16 protein-coding genes are annotated in these 19,778 nt (G+C 48.1%); 9 read left to right on the forward strand and 7 right to left on the reverse strand.

From position 1 onward, the window contains the following. Positions 1–3 precede the first annotated feature (3 nt). From BQ7394_RS22925 to BQ7394_RS22965, 9 genes are all read left to right on the forward strand, one after another. Positions 4–480 (forward strand): pyridoxamine 5'-phosphate oxidase family protein, encoded by a 477-nt coding sequence (locus BQ7394_RS22925; protein ID WP_075559512.1) that lies wholly within the window; start codon positions 4–6, stop codon positions 478–480. Between the two features lie 20 nt (positions 481–500). Next, positions 501–992 carry a hypothetical protein gene (locus BQ7394_RS22930; protein ID WP_075559513.1) on the forward strand — a complete coding sequence of 164 codons (492 nt, stop codon included), beginning with the start codon at positions 501–503 and terminating at the stop codon, positions 990–992. A 58-nt stretch (positions 993–1,050) separates the two neighbouring features. Continuing rightward, a complete protein-coding gene (locus BQ7394_RS22935) occupies positions 1,051–1,950 on the forward strand; it encodes a serine O-acetyltransferase (RefSeq protein ID WP_075559514.1) in 900 nt (299 codons plus the stop codon). Between the two features lie 25 nt (positions 1,951–1,975). Then, positions 1,976–3,589: a THUMP domain-containing class I SAM-dependent RNA methyltransferase gene (locus tag BQ7394_RS22940; RefSeq protein ID WP_235848806.1), complete on the forward strand. Its 1,614-nt coding sequence runs from the start codon at positions 1,976–1,978 to the stop codon at positions 3,587–3,589. Next, positions 3,561–5,777 carry a S9 family peptidase gene (locus BQ7394_RS22945; RefSeq protein WP_075559515.1) on the forward strand — a complete coding sequence of 739 codons (2,217 nt, stop codon included), beginning with the start codon at positions 3,561–3,563 and terminating at the stop codon, positions 5,775–5,777. Before BQ7394_RS22940 ends, BQ7394_RS22945 begins: the two co-directional genes overlap by 29 nt. Before the next feature lie 11 nt (positions 5,778–5,788). After that, the gene (purD, locus tag BQ7394_RS22950; RefSeq protein ID WP_075559516.1) at positions 5,789–7,057 is read left to right on the forward strand and encodes a phosphoribosylamine--glycine ligase; all 1,269 of its coding nucleotides are present in this window, start codon (positions 5,789–5,791) and stop codon (positions 7,055–7,057) included. A gap of 23 nt (positions 7,058–7,080) precedes the next feature. Beyond that, positions 7,081–8,091 carry a hypothetical protein gene (locus BQ7394_RS22955; protein WP_075559517.1) on the forward strand — a complete coding sequence of 337 codons (1,011 nt, stop codon included), beginning with the start codon at positions 7,081–7,083 and terminating at the stop codon, positions 8,089–8,091. Then, positions 8,076–8,525 carry a YqaA family protein gene (locus BQ7394_RS22960; protein ID WP_075559518.1) on the forward strand — a complete coding sequence of 150 codons (450 nt, stop codon included), beginning with the start codon at positions 8,076–8,078 and terminating at the stop codon, positions 8,523–8,525. Before BQ7394_RS22955 ends, BQ7394_RS22960 begins: the two co-directional genes overlap by 16 nt. A 103-nt stretch (positions 8,526–8,628) precedes the next feature. Beyond that, positions 8,629–9,783 carry a DUF4221 family protein gene (locus BQ7394_RS22965; RefSeq protein ID WP_075559519.1) on the forward strand — a complete coding sequence of 385 codons (1,155 nt, stop codon included), beginning with the start codon at positions 8,629–8,631 and terminating at the stop codon, positions 9,781–9,783. A 2-nt stretch (positions 9,784–9,785) separates the two neighbouring features. On the opposite strand, the gene BQ7394_RS22970 is transcribed toward BQ7394_RS22965, so the two are convergent. The 7 genes from BQ7394_RS22970 to BQ7394_RS23000 all read right to left on the reverse strand — a co-directional run bounded on the left by BQ7394_RS22970 (position 9,786) and on the right by BQ7394_RS23000 (position 19,777). Continuing rightward, positions 9,786–11,075 (reverse strand): S28 family serine protease, encoded by a 1,290-nt coding sequence (locus BQ7394_RS22970; RefSeq protein ID WP_075559520.1) that lies wholly within the window; start codon positions 11,073–11,075, stop codon positions 9,786–9,788. Next, complete coding sequence (queG, locus tag BQ7394_RS22975; protein ID WP_075559521.1) at positions 11,072–12,001, reverse strand: tRNA epoxyqueuosine(34) reductase QueG; 930 nt, start codon at positions 11,999–12,001, stop codon at positions 11,072–11,074. Before queG ends, BQ7394_RS22970 begins: the two co-directional genes overlap by 4 nt. A 20-nt stretch (positions 12,002–12,021) precedes the next feature. Then, positions 12,022–12,633, reverse strand: coding sequence for a polysaccharide deacetylase family protein (locus BQ7394_RS22980; protein ID WP_075559522.1), 612 nt, complete (start codon positions 12,631–12,633; stop codon positions 12,022–12,024). Between the two features lie 6 nt (positions 12,634–12,639). Then, on the reverse strand, positions 12,640–15,882 hold the full coding sequence (locus BQ7394_RS22985) for a DUF2723 domain-containing protein (protein ID WP_075559523.1): 3,243 nt from the start codon (positions 15,880–15,882) through the stop codon (positions 12,640–12,642). A 329-nt stretch (positions 15,883–16,211) separates the two neighbouring features. Next, positions 16,212–16,790, reverse strand: coding sequence for a hypothetical protein (locus tag BQ7394_RS22990; protein WP_075559524.1), 579 nt, complete (start codon positions 16,788–16,790; stop codon positions 16,212–16,214). A 27-nt stretch (positions 16,791–16,817) separates the two neighbouring features. Beyond that, positions 16,818–18,113 (reverse strand): flexirubin biosynthesis putative acyl-CoA ligase FlxY, encoded by a 1,296-nt coding sequence (locus BQ7394_RS22995; protein WP_075559525.1) that lies wholly within the window; start codon positions 18,111–18,113, stop codon positions 16,818–16,820. A gap of 5 nt (positions 18,114–18,118) precedes the next feature. Then, positions 18,119–19,777 (reverse strand): C45 family autoproteolytic acyltransferase/hydrolase, encoded by a 1,659-nt coding sequence (locus BQ7394_RS23000; RefSeq protein ID WP_075560200.1) that lies wholly within the window; start codon positions 19,775–19,777, stop codon positions 18,119–18,121. Position 19,778 lies beyond the last annotated feature (1 nt).

The following is a 19,778-nucleotide window of genomic DNA, read 5'->3' on the forward strand; positions in this document are numbered from 1 at the left end:
GCAATGAAGACACTGGTACACACTGAGAAAGAACATATAGAGGCAATCATCCGTAGCTGCGACGTCTGTTTCGTCGGTCTGGCAGATACGGACGGTACACCTTACGTTATTCCTATGAACTTTGGCTATCGCGATGGTGTTATTTATTTACATTCTGCCCAGGAAGGTCGCAGCATTTCTATTTTGGAGCGTAATCCGAAGATCTGTATCACGTTCAGTACCGATCACGACTTGGTATTCCAGCACCCCGAAGTAGCTTGCAGCTACCGTATGCGTTCGAAAAGCGTCATCGCTTGGGGAGAAGTACGGTATGAAGAAGATTTCGATAAGAAAGTGGAAGCTCTGGATATTATTATGAAACAATATTCAGACAAAGAATTCCGTTATTCAGACCCGGCAGTTAAAAACGTAAAGATATGGCTGGTAGACCTCGATGAAGTAACATGCAAAGAATTCGGGGCACCGCACAAGAAATACTAAACATTTAATAGAATGAGTATATGAAGAATTTATTAGCAATATTTTTAATGGCAATCTTGTTCGTTTCGTGCGACGGGGAAATAGGGCCGATGGGCCCTCCGGGACCTCCGGGAGAACCAGGGCAAGATGGTGGTATTACCGAATGGTGGATAGATAAAAACATAGCAGTCAAATCTAGCGACTGGGAACTGGTAGACAACGGAGCCGGCAAGCCTTTCTTTATATATGAATACAGGATCGACGACAAGAACTATGATCTGTATCAGGATGCTTATGCTGAAGGATTAGTCACCTGCTATATGTATCTGGACTACGACGACAAAAACATACAGGCGCAAACGGCATTGCCCTATACGCTTTATGATAAAGACGATCAGAACAATCACTGGGAAGAACATTACTCGGCAGAGTACACGATCGACGGATTCATTATCTTCAAGGTAACAATCTCCGATTTCTTCGTTGACCAGCGACCGCCGGAGGCTCATTTTAAAGTAGCTTTAACCTATTAAAAGTACACATATATCAGATATTTAATGTACTTTTGCCCAAAATAAGATTTTCAAAATAATGGGATTGCAAAAGCATAGCAAGGTACTGAATGAAACAGTAGAGAAGCTTTCGGACGAGAGCTCATACAAACAACTGTTCCATGCATACCGTGACGAAGAGGCATTACCTTCGGGAGAAGTGCTGAAGGACATCATAGACCTGTGCCGTGCAATCCTGTTTCCGGGTTACTACGGGAATGCGCGGATCAGCAAACAAACGATCCGCTTCCATACCGGAGTGAACGTAGAAACCCTGCATACCTTACTCTGCCGGCAAATCTATGCCGGACTTTGCCTGGCCGATACCAGCTGTACTTCCTGCCCGGAAGAAAAAATACAAGCACACGCGGAAGCACTTACCGAAGCATTCATCGCAACCCTCCCGGAGATGCGAAGCCTGCTCGCTACCGATGCCGAAGCCGCCTACAACGGCGACCCTGCCGCACAGAACATCAGTGAAGTGATATTCTGCTACCCCGGGTTCCGGGCCATCTGCAATTATCGTATCGCACACCAGCTATATAAGCTCCGTGTCCCTTTCATCCCCCGTATGATCACCGAAATGGCTCATTCCGAGACAGGTATCGACATTCATCCGGGAGCTGAGATCGGACACTATTTCTCTATTGACCACGGAACAGGAACCGTGATAGGCGAAACCAGTATTATCGGGAACCGCGTACGTATCTTCCAGGGCGTCAGCCTTGCCGGAGAGAAATTGCCCCCCGACGAAAACGGGAATGCTATCCGCGGCGTAGCCCGTCACCCGATCCTGGAAGACGACGTAACAGTCTATTCCAATGCCACTTTGCTGGGCAGGATACGGATCGGTAAAGGAGCGACGGTCTGTGGTAACGTCTGGATCACCGGTGATGTACCCCCCGGCGACGTGATTACGCAAAATAAAATAACTAAATAAATATCTTTTCTTACAACGCACACAAATGAATAACGAGACATTTGAAATGGTGGCCAAAACCCTATACGGGTTAGAAGAAATACTGGCCGGTGAGTTATTAGCTATTGGCGCTAACGATATCGAAATCGGACGCCGGATGGTATCTTTCACAGGAGACAAAGAAGTGCTTTACAAAGCGAACTTCTGCTGCCGCACCGCACTGCGCATCCTGAAACCGATCTATCACTTTAAAGCCAAAGACGCCGATACGGTTTACAAGGAAGTTAAGAAAGTAGTATGGGAAAACTACATGTCACTGGACAAGACCTTTGCGATCGACTCCGTGATCTATTCCGACGATTTCAACCATTCAAAGTTCGTTGCCTACCGCACGAAAGATGCGATTGTCGACTATTTTATGGAGAAGCACAACAAGCGGCCTTCCGTACGTGTGAATAATCCGGACTTATATATCAACATACATATCTCGCACAACGACTGTACACTGTCGATCGACAGTTCGGGCGAGAGCTTACACAAACGCGGCTACCGTGTCGAGCAGACAGAAGCTCCGTTGAACGAAGTACTGGCCGCCGGCATGATTCTGAAAACAGGTTGGAAAGGTGAGTCGAACTTCGTCGACCCGATGTGCGGCTCCGGTACCCTATTGATCGAAGCGGCCATGATCGCCCTCAACATCGCCCCGGGTATCCATCGCAAAGAGTTCGCCTTCGAGAAATGGATCGATTTCGACCAGGAATTGTTCGACCGTATCTACAACGACGAAAGCAACGAACGCGAGTTCACCTTCAAATGCTATGGCTCGGATATCAACCCGGCCGCCATCGAAATTGCCCAGAAGAATATTCGCAGTGCCGGATTGGTTAAATATATCGACCTGCAAACACTGCCTTTCCAGCAGTATGCAGACGCACCGCAACCGGGTATCATGGTAACCAACCCTCCTTACGGCGAACGTATATCCAGCCGTGACCTGCTCGGACTCTATACGATGATCGGCGAACGCATCAAACATGTATTCACCGGTTATAAAGTATGGATACTAAGCTATAAAGACGAATGTTTCGACAAGATCGGCCTGCGTCCGAACGAGAAGATGAAACTGATCAACGGTTCACTCGACTGCGAATACCGCTGCTACGATATTTTTGAAGGAAAGAATAAAGATTATAAGAAAGCATTGAACGAAGAAGGAGGAGAAACCCCTTCCGACTCACGTCCTAAAACAGAGTTTCCGAGAAAGGAATACGGAAGCCGCAGCAACGACCGTCCTGCCGGCCGTCCTAATTTCAAGTCCGACCGCATGGACAGCCCGGCTCGCCGCTTTGCTGCCGCCCATAGCGAAGACGACGAGGAACGCGCAGCTGCAGCACCCGGCAAACGCTTCTTCGGCGAAGATCGCAACGACGGACGCCCCGCCCGCAAACAGTTCGGTGGCGAGCGTGAAAAACGCCCGGTCCGCCCAATCCTACACAAAGCCGGCGAGAAGCGCCCGGTCAAAATGCGTTATAAAGACGAAGACGATAAGTTCTCAAAGAACAAAAAGAACTTCGGAGACAGAAAACGCGGAGACGTACGTTCATTCAAGAAACCATTCAAAAGAGGCACAGATGATTTTAAAGACGAGTTTGACGATTAAATATCTTCTACTCCTTTGTGCGTTTGTTTTATCTACACCTATAACACTGATGGCACAAGACAAACAGTTTACCTTACACGACCTGATCCCGGGCGGAAAAACGTACAGCCGCTTCGTGCCGGAAAACCGGTCACAGCTGCAATGGATAGGCGACGACACGTATATATATGTAGAAAAGAACAGCGTAATAGGAGCCAAACCGAAGCATTACCCCGAGATACGTGTCAGCCTCTCCGGGCTGAATGAAGCGTTGCAGGCTGCCGGACTCGATACTGTGGGACGTATGCCGTCTTTCTCGGTACCTTACAAAGACAAACAGATACTAGCGTTCACCTCCAAGCAGCACCGTATCCATTACGATATGCAGCGACATAAGGTGGTAGCCGACTACAAGCTGGACCGAAAATGGAGCAATTACGCGTTCTGTCCGGCTAACAACTACCTGGCTTTCACGGAAGGCAACAACATACAGATCCTTTCGCCGGAGAACCGGCCGGAGATTGTTACACGTGAAACAAAAGACGGTGTCGTGTGCGGACAGGCTGTCCACCAGCGGGAATTCGGCATCAATAAAGGCCTGTTCTGGTCGCCGGAAGGTGACGCTCTGGCTTTCTACCGCATGGACGAGAGCATGGTGACCGACTATCCGATCGTCAATATCGATGCCCGCTGTGCGAAAGCCGAACCGAACAAATACCCGATGGCAGGGATGAAAAGCCATGAGGTAACAGTAGGCGTCTACAACCTGGCAAGCGGCAACACGATCTGGCTAAAGACAGGAACTCCCAAAGAGAAATACCTGACGAACATCGCCTGGAACCCTGACGGGAAAAGTATCTATATCGCAGAACTGAACCGCGACCAGAACGAAATGCACCTGGTACGCTACTCCGCCCTGACAGGCGAGAAGGAGGCCGACCTGTTCACCGAAACAAACGAACACTATGTCGAGCCGCAGCACCCCATACTTTTCCTGCCCAACGCCCCGGATAAGTTTATCTGGCAAAGCCAACGCGACGGATACAATCATCTTTACCTGTATGGTACGACCGGCAAGCTACTGAAACAGCTTACCAAAGGCGAATGGGTTGTCACTGGTGTAAACGGTTTCGATGCCAAAGGCGAAAACCTCTTCCTCACTTCCACCCAACCGCATGTACTGAGCTCATTCAGCTACGGGACACCGATGAACGTGAACGGCTGGAAGCTGAACCTGAAAAAAGGCGACACACAGCTCCTCACCTGGAGCGCCGGCCTGGAAAGCGTACATACCCTGTCCGTCAGTCCTTCCGGGAAATATGCGATAGACAGCTACGAAGCCCCTAAGATACCACGTAATATCGACATTGTACAGACGAAAGACGGAAAGGTACTCGAAAACCTCCTGACCGCCAAAAACCCGTACGAAGGCTACGCAATGCCTGAGATAGAAGCCGGCATACTGAAGGCGGCCGACGGCACGACCGACCTGCATTACCGCCTGGTAAAACCCGTCGGACTGGATGAAAACAAGAAATACCCGACCATCGTCTACGTCTACGGCGGCCCTCACTCGCAACTGGTTACAGGCGGATGGCTGAACGGCGTAAGAGGGTGGGATATCTATATGGCCGGGCGCGGATATGTAGTCTACACCATCGACAACCGGGGTACCTCGAACCGGGGATTTGCTTTCGAAAGCGTGATCCACCGTAACCTGGGAGTCAACGAGATGGCCGACCAGATGAAAGGTGTGGAGTTCCTCCGATCGTTGCCCTATGTGGATGCCGACCGTATCGGTGTACATGGATGGAGTTACGGAGGCTTCATGACGACCAACCTGATCCTGACGCATCCCGATGTTTTCAAAGTCGGTGTAGCCGGCGGCCCGGTGATCGACTGGAGCAATTACGAGATCATGTACGGCGAACGGTACATGGACCGTCCACAGGATAACCCCGAAGGATATAAGAATGCCAACATGAAACTGAAAGCAGGCAACCTGAAAGGCCACCTGCTCCAGATACACGGCGACATCGACCCGGTAGTGGTATGGCAACACAGCCTCGGCTTCCTAAAAGCCTGCGTGGATGCAAATACCTACCCCGACTATTTCGTATATCCCCGTCACCAACATAACGTGATCGGCAAAGACCGCCCGCATCTGTATGAGAAGATTACACGATACTTTGATGATTATTTAAAATAAATTACGACGATATGAATATTCTGTTATTAGGCTCCGGCGGCCGCGAACACGCAATAGCCTGGAAGATCGCTCAAAGTCCGAAGGTGGACAAGTTATTCATTGCCCCCGGTAACGCAGGTACTGCACAGGTGGGAACCAATGTACATATCAAGGCTGACGATTTCCAGACCATAAAAGAATTCGTATTGGCTAACAACGTCAACATGGTGGTTGTAGGCCCGGAAGACCCGTTGGTAAAAGGTGTCTACGACTTCTTCAAGAACGACGCTTCCCTGGCCTCCATCCCGGTGATCGGTCCCTCTAAAGCCGGTGCACAGCTGGAAGGCAGCAAAGACTTTGCCAAGGCTTTCATGATGCGTCACAACATACCGACAGCCCGTTACAAGAGTATCACTGCCGAAAATCTGGAAGAAGGATATGCCTTCCTCGAATCGCTGACAGCCCCTTACGTATTGAAAGCCGACGGACTGGCAGCCGGCAAAGGCGTATTGATCCTCGAAACACTAGAAGAAGCGAAAAAGGAACTGAGCGACATGCTGAACGGCATGTTCGGCGACGCCAGCAGAACAGTCCTTATCGAAGAATTTATGACAGGTATCGAATGCTCCGTATTCGTCATGACCGACGGCACAAACTACAAAGTACTCCCGGTAGCCAAAGATTATAAACGTATAGGTGAAGGCAACACAGGCCTCAACACCGGCGGTATGGGAGCCGTTTCCCCTGTTCCTTTCGCCGACGAAACCTATATGGCAAAGGTGGACGAGCAGATTATCCGTCCGACTATCGAAGGACTGAAAGCGGAAGGTATCGACTACAAAGGTTTCATCTTCCTTGGCCTGATCAACGAGAACGACCCGAAGGTGATCGAATACAACTGCCGTATGGGCGACCCGGAGACGGAAGTAGTTATGCTCCGTATCCAAAGCGACCTAGTAGACCTGCTGGAAGGCATAGCCGAAGGTAACCTCGACAACCGCACCCTGGTTCACGACCCGCGTGCAGCCGTTACTGTTATGCTGGTAAGCGGCGGTTATCCCGAAGCATACGAGAAAGGCAAATTGATCTACGGCCTGGACGATGTTCCATCCGACAACATCCTTTTCCACGCCGGTACCGTCGCTGCCAACGGTCGTATCCTGACCAACGGTGGACGCGTCATCGCCGTCAGCTCTTACGGAGCCGACAAGGAAGAGGCCCTGGCCCGCTCTTTTGCCGGTGCGAAGAAAATCTTATTCGACAAGAAGTATTTCCGGAGCGATATAGGATTTGATCTGTAAGAGGGTATTATATCTAAAGCATAATGAACAGTACATACAATTACTCACGCAGAAACAACATATCCGGCACTGGTACCTTTATTACCGTGTTGCTGGCCTGTGTTGTATGCTGGGTAATTAGTTACATGAATTCGGTAGGATATCCGGTATATGGCGAAGTGACTGCCCCTCCGCTGTGGAACGCCATCTGCCAGGTACTGCCCGGCAAGGCTTTCACCTACGGCATCGGTATATTATTGATGTTCGGAGGTGCTTTCCTGATCCACCGGGCCAACTATATATTGGTCCTGATCCGGGAAAAGACACTATTGCCTTTTCTCTTTTATGTACTGTTCATCAGCACCAACCCGGACTTCCTCCCGCTGAAATCGACTTCACTGGGTGTATTCTGCCTCATACTAGCTATCTACCAGCTATTCATGTCCTATCACGACCCGGAAGCCAAAAGTAACGCCTACAACGCAGCACTGCTTATCGGTGTAGGTAGCCTGTTATGGATTCATATCCTATGGTTCCTGCCGCTGTTCTGGATGGGGATGTATAACTTCAGGACACTGAACATACGAACCTTCCTTGCCTCCCTATTGGGGGTCGGCACAATCTACTGGTTTCTGTTGGGCTGGTGTGTATGGTTCCGCGACTTCACGCCGTTCACGATCCCGTTTGCCTCCCTGCTTAAGATACGTTTCCTGGTTTCACAGGAGATCGGCCTGCTGAGTTGGATCGCCATACTGTGGACAGCCTTTCTGACAACCGCCTCCGCCATCAACATCATTACACATGAGTTCGAGGATGTCTTGCGTACACGCCAATTCTTATCCTTCCTAATCGCCATGTCGGTATGGGCATTCGCTCTTTATTTCCTTTACGAGCAGGCTTCCGAAGAGTTCCTGGAAACAGCCTGTGTGCCTGCCTCGATACTGATAGCTCATTTCTTCACCGTTATGCGGGGTAAGATCATCTTCTGGATGTTCTATTCGACAATTGTACTTTTTATTTCCCTCCTGATATTACGTCTATGGAATTTCTTATAGAATATGGATACATCGGGGTGTTTATCGCCTCTTTCCTGGCAGCTACCATTCTGCCTTTTAGTAGTGAGGTGGTACTGACAGGTGTGCTGCTGGCCGGTTCCTCCTACTGGCCCTGTATGATCGCCGCCACCCTGGGAAACTTCCTGGGCGGTATGAGTTGTTACTGGCTCGGTATGCTCGGCAAAGTGGAATGGATCGAGAAATACCTCAAACTGGATGCTAAAAAGCTCCAAAAGGTTCAGGACTGGATCGCAGGAAAAGGCTCCTGGATGGGCTTCTTCGTCTTCCTCCCCGGCATCGGCGACTTTATCGCAGTGGCACTGGGTTTCCTCCGCGCTAACATCTGGATCGTCGCCATTTCGATGTTCCTGGGCAAGGCCATCCGCTACTGGGTATGGATGGAGTTCGTTTATAAAGTGCAGGGAATGTTTTAACTCACGTCTGATTAATCTATATTATCATTACGATTATTTCGTAAACGGTAGAAAATAACTATATTTGCGTTCACATTATACCTACTTTTAAATCCGGTCTCCTATGAAAACGAAATACTTTCTACCGTTTTTGCTTCTTCTGCTTTTATCCTGTTCCGGGAAGCTGAAAAATATTGACTATACGTTAGTACCAACCGGTAAAAAACTCGTTTTTAATCTCGATACGAAAACCTACCCTTTCATGATGTGTGTATCGCCATATACCGATACGGATCAAAAGGAATATCTAACCCTTCAGTGCCATGATTCCAATACAATACACTTCTACGATATACATTCAGGTAAGCATCTGTTTGAGATCAAGACAGACCGTGAAGGCCCCAACGGTGTAGGAAACCTCAGCGGTTATTATATCCATAACCTCGATAGCATTTATCTTTCGGGCTACTATGGGGAAGAGTTGATCCTGATCGACCGGAAAGCCGAGATAAAAAAGCGTATCCCCATCAAGAATAGCCAGGAAGGAATCCCTCTGGATATGAGAAGTTTCACGCAAGAGGGAGAAGTACGCTTGCAAAGCGATTCCCTCTATATTATTGCAGAGGCTGACAGATGGATCGAACACGATCCGATCGCTGCCGTCCTGAATATACAGACGGGAATCATCCATACCTATCCCCCCGAATATATCACGTTCCCGAATCAAAACAAACAAAAGAAGTACGGTTGGGAAAGCTATATGCAACGTTGTTTCAACGGGACGAACTTCGTCTACTCCTTCCATTTCCTGGAAGATCTGCTGGTGGCCTCTCCTTCGCAGGATGAAATGACCCGTGTCCCGGCCAAAAGCCGATATATCGAGCAGGTCAGATTATTGGACGATTACGGCAACCTGACTTTCCAGGATGCGACAGAGAATCCGAACTATGGAGGTATCCTTTACGATCCGTATCGCGAAGTATATTACCGTATCGCCTACCCGGCTACGGAAATCGGGCGAAAACTCAAAGACCGGGAAGCCATGGAACTGTTGCAATTCGGAAGAAAGAACTTCACGATCATGATACTCGACAAACAGTTCCGCCTGCTCGGTGAAACCCGGATGCCGGATTACACCTACAACTCCAATCTCCTCTTTGTACGTCCAGACGGGTTATATATCTCCTCTTCACATCCTTTCAACGAGAATTATAACGACGATGAACTCTGTTTCCAACTGTTCGAATTGAAAACACGAGGTAATAGCCCCAATATCTAGAACTACTCAGCCAACCATTTATTCAGTTGCGTCAATATCCGCTCCTTGACATCCTCCGGCATGTTGCCGATGCGTGCACGGTGGCTACCGCGGGGCTGGAAGTAGACCTGTTCGTTCACTTTACCTTTGAAGACAGGGACGTGGGCGGCACTCCAGGGGTCGATCTCGCCATAGATAAAGATCATCTTCGGGTCGTTGTCTTTCAGGAAGTTATATATCTTATGATAAAGGGCAGGGCGGAATTCCACCTTGTCGACCAGCTCTTTGGGTAGCATGATGCGGTTGAGGTAACCTTTGCTGCTGTCGATGGTCAGGTATTTCCTGAAAGGCTTCGTGTCGTAACCGTAGTAGCCCAGTTCGCGGGCAGCCTGTACGAAGAAAGAGATATTAGGCTGGTTCTCGGCAAAATAGTCGGGACTGCTGATCTCCATCAGATGCTTGAACAAAGCCGGGCTGTCCGAATGCAAAGAAGGTATGACTGATACAGGAGTGCCCCACTGCCAAAGGGCAAACGGGTATTCCAATACGCAATAATCGAGCACTTCGGCCATCGGGATACGGTATTCCAGGTTCTTATCTTTGGAGAAAGCTTCGAGCAAGGGAAGCATTTCAGCTTTACGCTTCAGGACTTCACGCTGGAAGTCTTCTATCTTTCGGCGTTCCTGCTTGGTACCGACCTTGCGGAGGAAAGGCTCGTGGCGTCCGTCTTCAACGCCTTTACACAACGGGCCGACGTAAGGGACAGAGATATCCACATCATCGGGGAAAAAGGCACGGTAGAGCATTGTGGTCTGGCCACCTTTACTGATACCGGTGCTGATCCATTTGCCAGTATACAATTGTTTGAACGTCTGATTGACATTATGCAGATCGTAGGCCGAGTTTTCGGCGGTCAGGTAATCCCAGTTGCAAGGTTCGGGGGTCGACTCGAGAAAGTAACGATATTCTACAAAGACAAGGTTGGCATCGAGCAATTTAGTCAACTCTTCCTGATATTTGGGATTGAGAGCATAAGCAGCGCCGTAGCCTTCCGTCACCAGGATGGTGGGACGGTCGAAACCGACATGGCCGATGATGACGCGCTGAGTGAAAGTACCGGCCGCCGGATTTTTCGGATCGACAGGTTGAGTGATACGCACCAGATACTTTTCCGGATAAACGTCCGACTCGAGTTGTTCGATGTTACTGATCCCTTTAAGGGAAGCTAGCTTCTCTTTCAGTTCGCCCGGGGCAGCAAAGGCAGCCAAGGTACAAAGAAAAGAGAGCAGCAGGAGGTTGAATGTTCTTCTCATGGCTTATCTTTTTTGTTATTGATTGTTCGTATGAGTCCTTCATATTTGGCGCGTTTCACGGCCGACCCGGCAAAGATACGATTATAATCGTCGCGTGTAAAGTTCTGCAAGTCTTCTTTTTTCAAAGAAAGGAAGGCAGGGGAAGGAGAAAATGCCGTCTCACGGGTGGGCCGGGCAAAACGGTTCCAGGGACAGACCTCCTGACAGGTATCACAACCATAGAGGCGGTCACCCAGACGGGCAGCGTACTGCGAAGGAATATCGCCTTTATGCTCGATGGTTAGGTAGGAGATGCATTTGTTTGCGTTCAGGTGGCCGGCACTTTCGAGAGCACCCGTCGGACAGGCATCGAGGCAACGACGGCAATCGCCGCAACGATTTTCCCGGGGACTATCGTAATCGAGTTCCAACGTGGTGACGATCTCACCGAGGAAGAAGAAAGAGCCTTTACCGGGGATGATAAGGTTGGTGTTCTTTCCGATCCAGCCGAGGCCGGCTTTCCAGGCCCAGTAACGTTCAAGAAGGGGGGCGGAATCAGTGAAGGCACGGGCTTCAAGAGCTTCTTCCGTGGAAAGAAGTTCTTCCGTTATGTATTGCCAAAGTTGGCGGAGCTTGTCTTTCAATACGACATGGTAGTCTTTTCCGTAGGCGTAATAGGAGATACGGGGGGCATCGGGGGATTGTTTCTGTGCCGGATAATAGTTGAGGGCGACGGAGATAACGGAGCGGGCACCTTCCACCAGGCCGGTGGGGTTGAGACGGATATCCCGATAGTTCTCCATATATTTCATTCCGGCATGGTATCCTTCGGCTATCCACCGGTCAAAAAACAAAGCTTCGGTGTCTGCGGAAGAAACCTCTGCTATTCCGCAGGCATCAAAGCCTAATTCTTTTGCTTTGTCCTTTATGTTGGTGGATAAGTTCACATTTTCCTACAATTGGCACATTATTCGAACACCTTGAACGTATACCCTTCCTTCTGTAGCCATTCGATGGCACGGGGCATGGCTTCACGCATGTTGCGCTCGGCTTTGAGGGAGTCGTGGAAAACGATCACTGAGCCGTTGCGGGCATAGTTTTTTACCACGTTGAATACGCCATTGGGAGTCATGTGGGGACTGTAATCGCGGGTCACCACGTCCCACATGATGATCTTGTATTTCCTCCTGAGGGCCACTACCTGCGGGAAACGCATGTGTCCGTGCGGCGGACGGTAGAGGTCGCTATGGATATATCCGGCAGCCTTCTCGATATCATCCAGGTAGTTCTTCGTCCAATATTGAAGCCCCTGAATATGGTGGAAGGTATGATTGCCTACCCGGTGTCCGCGATCGAGCACCATCTGATACACTTCAGGGTGTTTGCGGACATTATCGCCTACACAGAAGAAGGTCGCTTTCACACCATATTTGTCGAGTATATCCAAGACCCAAGGGGTAACCTCGGGAATAGGGCCGTCGTCGAAGGTGAGATATACACACTTCTCCTTGGCCGGTATCCGCCAGATTACCCCTGGGAACAGGACCCTGTAAAACCAGGGCGGTTGTTCTATAAACATACTTTATTATTCTCTGCGAACCGAACCGTAAGCCATCCGGTAGTTGTCAAACTCTTCCTGATACTTCTTAGCAAATTCGGGATTATAATGTTTGCTGACTGCCAATACCTGCTGCATGACGGCCAGGTTATGTTCCAATTCTCTTGTCACAGAGGCCAGCTGAGACGGTTTCAGACGGAAGAACCAGTCGATATTGCGCATGGCATTCTCGGCAATTCCGGTAAATACCTCTTCAGCCTTTTCATCCTGGTCGAGAGCATAATAAAGCTCACCCGTAGAAAGTGCGGTATAATCCAACGGTACGTTTTCCGGTGGCAATACTTCCATACACTTGTCCAGTACGTTCAATGCTTTATCGTTCTTACCTTCTTTCAGCAAGTCTTCGGCCAGCTTATTGAACAGTGCCATACGGTAGCTCTTACACATACGCATCACGTTTTCGTCAATATAAACGCCCGGTTTGTCTACGCCACCCCATTTGAACTTGTTCATCACGTTATCATACATCTTTTCCGTGTTGGTTCCTTTGTTTGCCTGCTTCGGTACGATCTGGTAAGCCAGACCTGTCTGTTCAAAGTAACCGTCCAGGCCGACGAACTGGTCGGGGTTCACGGTGATTGCATAATAGATAGGACGTTCCCAGTCGTTTGTCTGCAGCATATCCAGGATCATCAGTTCCTGTTTGCCCAGTGCGTTCTTACCTTTCAGGTCGATCGTCATTTCCTTCAATAAGCCGGTAGAGTCTGTTGCCAGACCTTTGGCTACGGCCTTAGCAGAGTCGACCTTATAGACTAGCGTTTCGGCTGGGATATAGTCGAGTTCCTGGCTTATGCCCGGTATCTTCTTGAACTTCGGATCATTGCTGCGAACGAAATTCAGGGCCGTAGACAAGTCGATCGGTTTGTCGGTCATTGGAAATACATAAGCTGCATCACGTGTACCCTGTACGTAATCCGCACGATCCCATGAGATAGGCAGCGGAGCCGACTCATAAGCCTGTTTCTTCATCTGGTCGATGTACCAGTCGGTTTGCAGGTAGCTGGTGTTACATACACGGACATCTGTACGGATACCTTCCACTTCCTGAGCATACCACAGAGGGAATGTATCATTATCGCCGTTGGTGAAGATCACAGCATTCGGTTCGCATGATTCCAGGTAGTTAGCACCGAAATCACGGCAGACGTAACGTCCCGAACGATCGTGGTCGTCCCAGGTCTGGCTGGCCATCTGGATAGGCACAAACAGACAAAGTACAGTTGCCACAGAACCGGCCACTACCGGCGACATCTTGCCATACCGTTGTATCAGCTTGGCCAGTGCCGCGACACCGAACCCGATCCAGATACAGAACGCATAGAAAGAACCTGCATAGGCATAGTCTCGTTCACGCGGCTGGTAAGGAGTCTGGTTCAGATAAAGCACAATGGCGATACCCGTCATAAAGAAGAGGAAGAAGGTGATCCAGAAGCTCTGGATACCACGCTGTCCGGAATAAGCCTGATACAACAACCCGAGGATACCGAGCAGAAGCGGCAACATATAGTAGACATTGTGTCCTTTATTATCGGCAATATCAGAAGGCATATTATCCTGCGGACCGACAAGTACCTCGTCGATCGCCTTGATACCGGTGATCCAGTTACCGTTCAACACCTCACCATTCCCCTGGATATCATTCTGACGTCCGGAGAAGTTCCACATGAAGTAGCGCCAGTACATGAAATTGAGCTGGTAAGCGAAGAAATAACGCAGGTTTTCGGCAAACGTCGGTTTCATCACGGTTACGTTTTCACCGCAACGGTTAAACTTCACCGGTTCTCCCTTGAACTGCGACCATTCCTTATAAGCTCCCACATGAGCATCGACGTTGCTGTACATACGTGGGAAAAGCATACTCAGCTCGTCCACATACTCATAATCGACATCGTGACGTGAGATATAGTATTTATCTTTCTCGTTCTTGTCTTTCTTGATCACGCGGCTCCATACGGCTTCACCTTCCTTGGTTACAGGAGAGCAGTTACCACCCTGGTTTTCACGCTTCACTTCCGAAGCAAAGGTCTGTCCGTACAACAACGGAGTCTTACCGTACTGTTCACGGGCCAGGTACGAACGCAGGGTGAAAATATCACTCGGTGCATTCTGGTTCATAGGCGTATCGGCTGTAGCACGGATCATGGTCAATGCATAGGAAGAATAACCTACTACGATCACCATCAGGCATACCAGAACCGTATTCAGCAATTTGATATTTACCTTTTTACTCATAAACAGGTAAGCTGTCAGCGCAGCTGTCAGGATAACAGCCAGTACATAACCGCTTCCGATAAACGGAACACCTACCAATACGATAGCCGCGATAAAGGCGATCTTCATTCGCACAGGATGAACCTCGTCGCGCATCGTTTCCCAGATAGACCAAATCAATACGCCTGCCAGTACAATCACATAGGCAAACACTCCCGAATTGTAAGGCATTCCTAATACGTTGACGAACAATAGTTCGAAATAGCCGCATACCTCAACCAGTCCCTGAACGACACCGTACATCATCAAAGCTACGATAGCAAAAGAAACCAACAGTGCATAGATGGTACCTTTCATCGTCGGGTTCGGGAATTTCTTATAGTAGTAAACCAATACGATCGCCGGGATACAAAGCAGGTTCAACAGGTGGACACCGATACTTAATCCCATAAGATATGCAATCAGTACGATCCAGCGATCGGCATGAGGACGATCGGCAGCCTCTTCCCATTTCAGGATCAGCCAGAATACAAGGGCTGTGAACAGGGATGAATAGGCATATACTTCGCCTTCTACCGCACTGAACCAGAATGTATCGCTAAAGGTATAAGCCAATGCGCCTACCAGACCGCTACCCATAATAGTGATCATCGTACCCAGAGAAATTTCATTCTCATCGTTCACCATGATCTTGCGGGCCAGGTGGGTTATACTCCAGAACAGGAACAGAATAGTCAGTCCGCTGAACAGCGCCGACATGGAATTAACCATTTTAGCCACCGTAGCAGTGTCGGATGCAAGCTGTGTAAACAGATTGGCCGTCAACATAAAGAACGGTGCGCCGGGCGGGTGCCCTACTTCCAGTTTAAAAGCCGAAGAAATGAACTCACCGCAATCCCAGAAACTGGCAGTGGGTTCGATAGTCATCAAATAAACGGTGGAGGCGATCAGGAATACGATCCATCCCAGCACGTTGTTGATTAGTTTATACTTTCTCATACGTTTGTATAAAGTGTGATAATTAATTGTCTAAAAAAGCTATCCTAACGCAGACAGTCGGCCGCAAAGGTAAGCATTTACGTTTAATACCAACGCCCTAACACTCTATAAATTGTATTGAAGAGATTAGAATTATATTAAAAAACCGCTGATATTTAGCTGACAAAACCTGTCCGCTTTATGACATTATATGACACCGGATGTCATACGGATCATACGTCTTAATTATCACACTTTACACAAGAAATGAAGCTAAAGCATTTTTTTTTAACTTCTGCAAAATCCCCCTGCGATACGGGAGGATTACAAACAAGAAAACATAGAAACAGTTACTTGATCTTCTTTATTTTATTCAGTGTCTTATAAACGGAATAAGCCCAGAAATTACGAAGTCCGAACCCTCTGGCTTTCTCTGTAAATTGCTTATTCAAGACAATATCTTTTGTAGCGATATCGAATACTACAACATTATAAGTAGCCTGACCTTTCCCTTTATTCAGTAGTCCGGCGATAAATACGGCCCCATACCCCTGGGCATCCCCGGTATTAAAATGACGGATATGCTCTGCTATTTCTTCATTAGTCAATTCATAACCAGTATCCTGAGCCACGAAATCTGCTTTCTTTATCTGTTCAATAAGATCCTGGGCCGTTGTGAGGTCCAACGTTACTTTTGCATCGAAAGCCTTATCGAGATCATACTTTTTCGGTTCACGCTGAAACAGCGTATTTATCCCATAAAACGCGTCTTTAAACTGTTCTGTCGTTTCATCGGCACCGTACACCTTAGCCATAGAAAAGTCTACACCGAAAAAGGTCAGTTCTTCTATGTCTTTCAAATTTGCTTTCTCCTGTGCATTCACAAAGCTTGCCAGAAATAAAAACATCAATACCATCAACTGTTTCATACGATTACATTTTAAATTAGTACTAAATTATCGCAAATCTATAAATTTAATTGCTTTCCTGCTCATCTGCGGCATCTGAATTTTAGCCACATAATCAGGAGAGGCAAACTGAATGGTCGGTGCTACCCGTACTTTCGACCGGAACAGATCCTTGATTTGCTTGGCGAAAGCCTCCGTTTGTAAATCGCTTCCTACCCGAATCAGAATATCGTCAGTCCCCAGATCATTTGTATAGACTTCTACTACATAATTTTTTACTCCGGGAATATTGTCGAGAATATCATATAAAGCCGGTGGATAAAGAGTGGTTCCTTTATACTTTATCATTTGCCCTTTACGCCCCAATACCGAACTGAGCCGCATCGTATTCCTTCCGCAGGAACACGGCTCCGTATAATGATAACAGATATCGCCTGTTTTAAAACGAAGCAGAGGCATTCCCCGTACACCCAGTGTAGTGATCGTCACTTCACCTGCTTCCCCTTCTGCGACAGGCAGGTTCTTATCATCCAGAAATTCAACAATGATCAACTCCGGCTGCAAATGACCTCCCCGGCATGCCTCACATTCTGTAAAAGAAGATTGCATTTCCGTGGATGCATACGTGGATTGCAATAAGGGGGTCTGCCATTTTTCATGGATACGTTGTCCTAATGTATTCAGGGAGAAATCAGGATTACGTAATGCCTCTCCGATACAAATCGCTTTCCTGATGGAAGAATTGTTATAATCGATCCCGTTGGCCTCCGCATATTCGATCAACTTTATCAGAAAAGAGGGGACAACCATACAGAAAGAAGGATGTATCCGGTGGATCGTGTCCCACTGTAATTCAGGTATCCCGTTACCGACGCGAACGACTCCCGCCCCCAGTTCACGGGCTCCCATATAATAGGCCAGGCCCGCCATAAAACGCCGGTCGAGCGTGGTCATCAACTGCATGACATCTTCCCGCGTGCACCCCGCCGTTGTAAACGATAGATATTCGTTATAAGACAGACGGTCCAGGTCGCCTGAAGTCAGTACAAATGTAACCGGATCGCCCAATGTCCCCGAAGTTGTCACATAATCGATGATCTCTGCCTTATCCACACAAACAAAATCCTCATTATGCAGTTGCAGGTCTGTTTTTGTCGTAACAGGCAATTGCTGTAAATCTTCCAATGTGCGGATACCGGATATATCGATCCTCTCCTCGCGGAACATACGTTGATAAAAGGCCGAATGCCTGTTCAGGTATTCCAGTTCATCGGCAAGCCGAAGTTCCTGATACCTTTTGATCTCCGCAGGAGTTTTGAATTGTATGTCGCTAAACTTCTCCATTTCGTTTATTTTTTAATTCTTTTTTCCAGTACAATACGTTCTTCTTCTTTAGGTATTTCTTTTGTCAAAGCGGTCTGCCAACAAAAAACAGCCTTGTCCTCCGGACCGAACAGATGATAATAATCCCCCGCCAACTGCCAGGTATAATAGAATTCCGGATTGGACAATATAAACTGATCGACCGTTTCTTCATCGAGAGGAATAATGTTACCGATACTGTGGCGAATCTCCTTCGCCAACTTTTTATAGGTCAATAATTGCTGATAAACCGGACTATTCAAAAAGGTATCCACAGGCAAAGAAAGACTATCGATGCATAATTCTTCTGTATCAGACGGATGGGCAAAAATCACATTCAGATCATAAGCCACATATTCACCCAATTGCCAGGGCGCAGTCGACACCCACATCAGTCGTTTAGCCGGTTCAAAGATCACCGAATGATGGGCAATAAACTGGTTGAGCGCTTTCTCGTTGGTCAATCCGATATTCCGACCTTCCTTTCCGAACCGGTTACGTAATATAGATGCAGCTTTCGAAGCATCTACCGGGATATTCTCATCCAGCAATTCATCCAACCGGGCATACCGGTAAGGACTATCGGAAGTGGCTATATTCTCCTTATTCCGGACATCCTCTTTAAAGGTGTCCGCTTGATAATGGTTCGTACAGATAATACGATTTGTTTCCGAACAGAACAGGGCGATCTGATCGGTCGACTTCTCAATGATGGCAGCCTTCTCGTCTTTTGCCGAACCAATCAATAAAGACTCGGCAACAAAAGTTTTATGTTTCTGTGCAATCGCATACGCCTCTTCTATGGTGGAAGCATATTGAAGGATCTCGCGTGCCAATAAAGAGATAGGCATGGCAGCCGATACCGGCATAGTCGATTTGGCAGCATTGATGGTAACTGTCAGTCCCGTTTCATTCATCCCCGACAACACACCGGTCATGCCCGCCCAACCTACGGATGCAAAACAATATCCATCGGATGGACGGTAGAACGAAACCAGTTTATTACGGGCAAAATCATCGCCCACATAAAAGTCGAAATTACGCCCGATCAATAAAGTCGAATCCGCACTTTCACTTCCCCAGACACCAAAAGAGCTACACCCGACCAACATATAATCCTGCATAGCATGGCCGATATCATGTGCGGCATGATAATTCAACTGACGTTCGTAAGGAGTACCGATCGCATCATATTCGTGGGAACAGGAAAGAGAGATTCCGTAGATCTCCGTCCGGTATTCTTCCGGTATGTATTCTCCCAGGTTGCGGTTAAACAGGATCAGGAAAAAACGCAGGAACTTCAGATAACTGTCCGAAGGTATGATCTGACGTATCTGATCGACAAAAACCTCTTCCTGGTAATGGAGCAAATCTTCTGCCAATTTCCCGAAAGCAACTCCCCTTTCGACCGGATTCCCCTGCAACGACATTTCCCACAACCCGCTTTTGCTCTGCCGCAGATGATTCGGGCCATACGTACGCAGACTATCTGTCTTTACCAGAGAATAAGCCGGCAGCGATTGTCTGTCGATAATCGGTTGTTTCATATCTGCCGTCAGATAAAGGACAAAGGAAGCGATCAGGATCAGTCCGACAAAACAGAGAACGGACAGGATCAGGTATTTTATTATCTTCTTTATTTTCATA

The sequence above is a fragment of the Parabacteroides timonensis genome (genome assembly GCF_900128505.1).
Taxonomy (GTDB): Bacteria; Bacteroidota; Bacteroidia; order Bacteroidales; family Tannerellaceae; genus Parabacteroides; species Parabacteroides timonensis.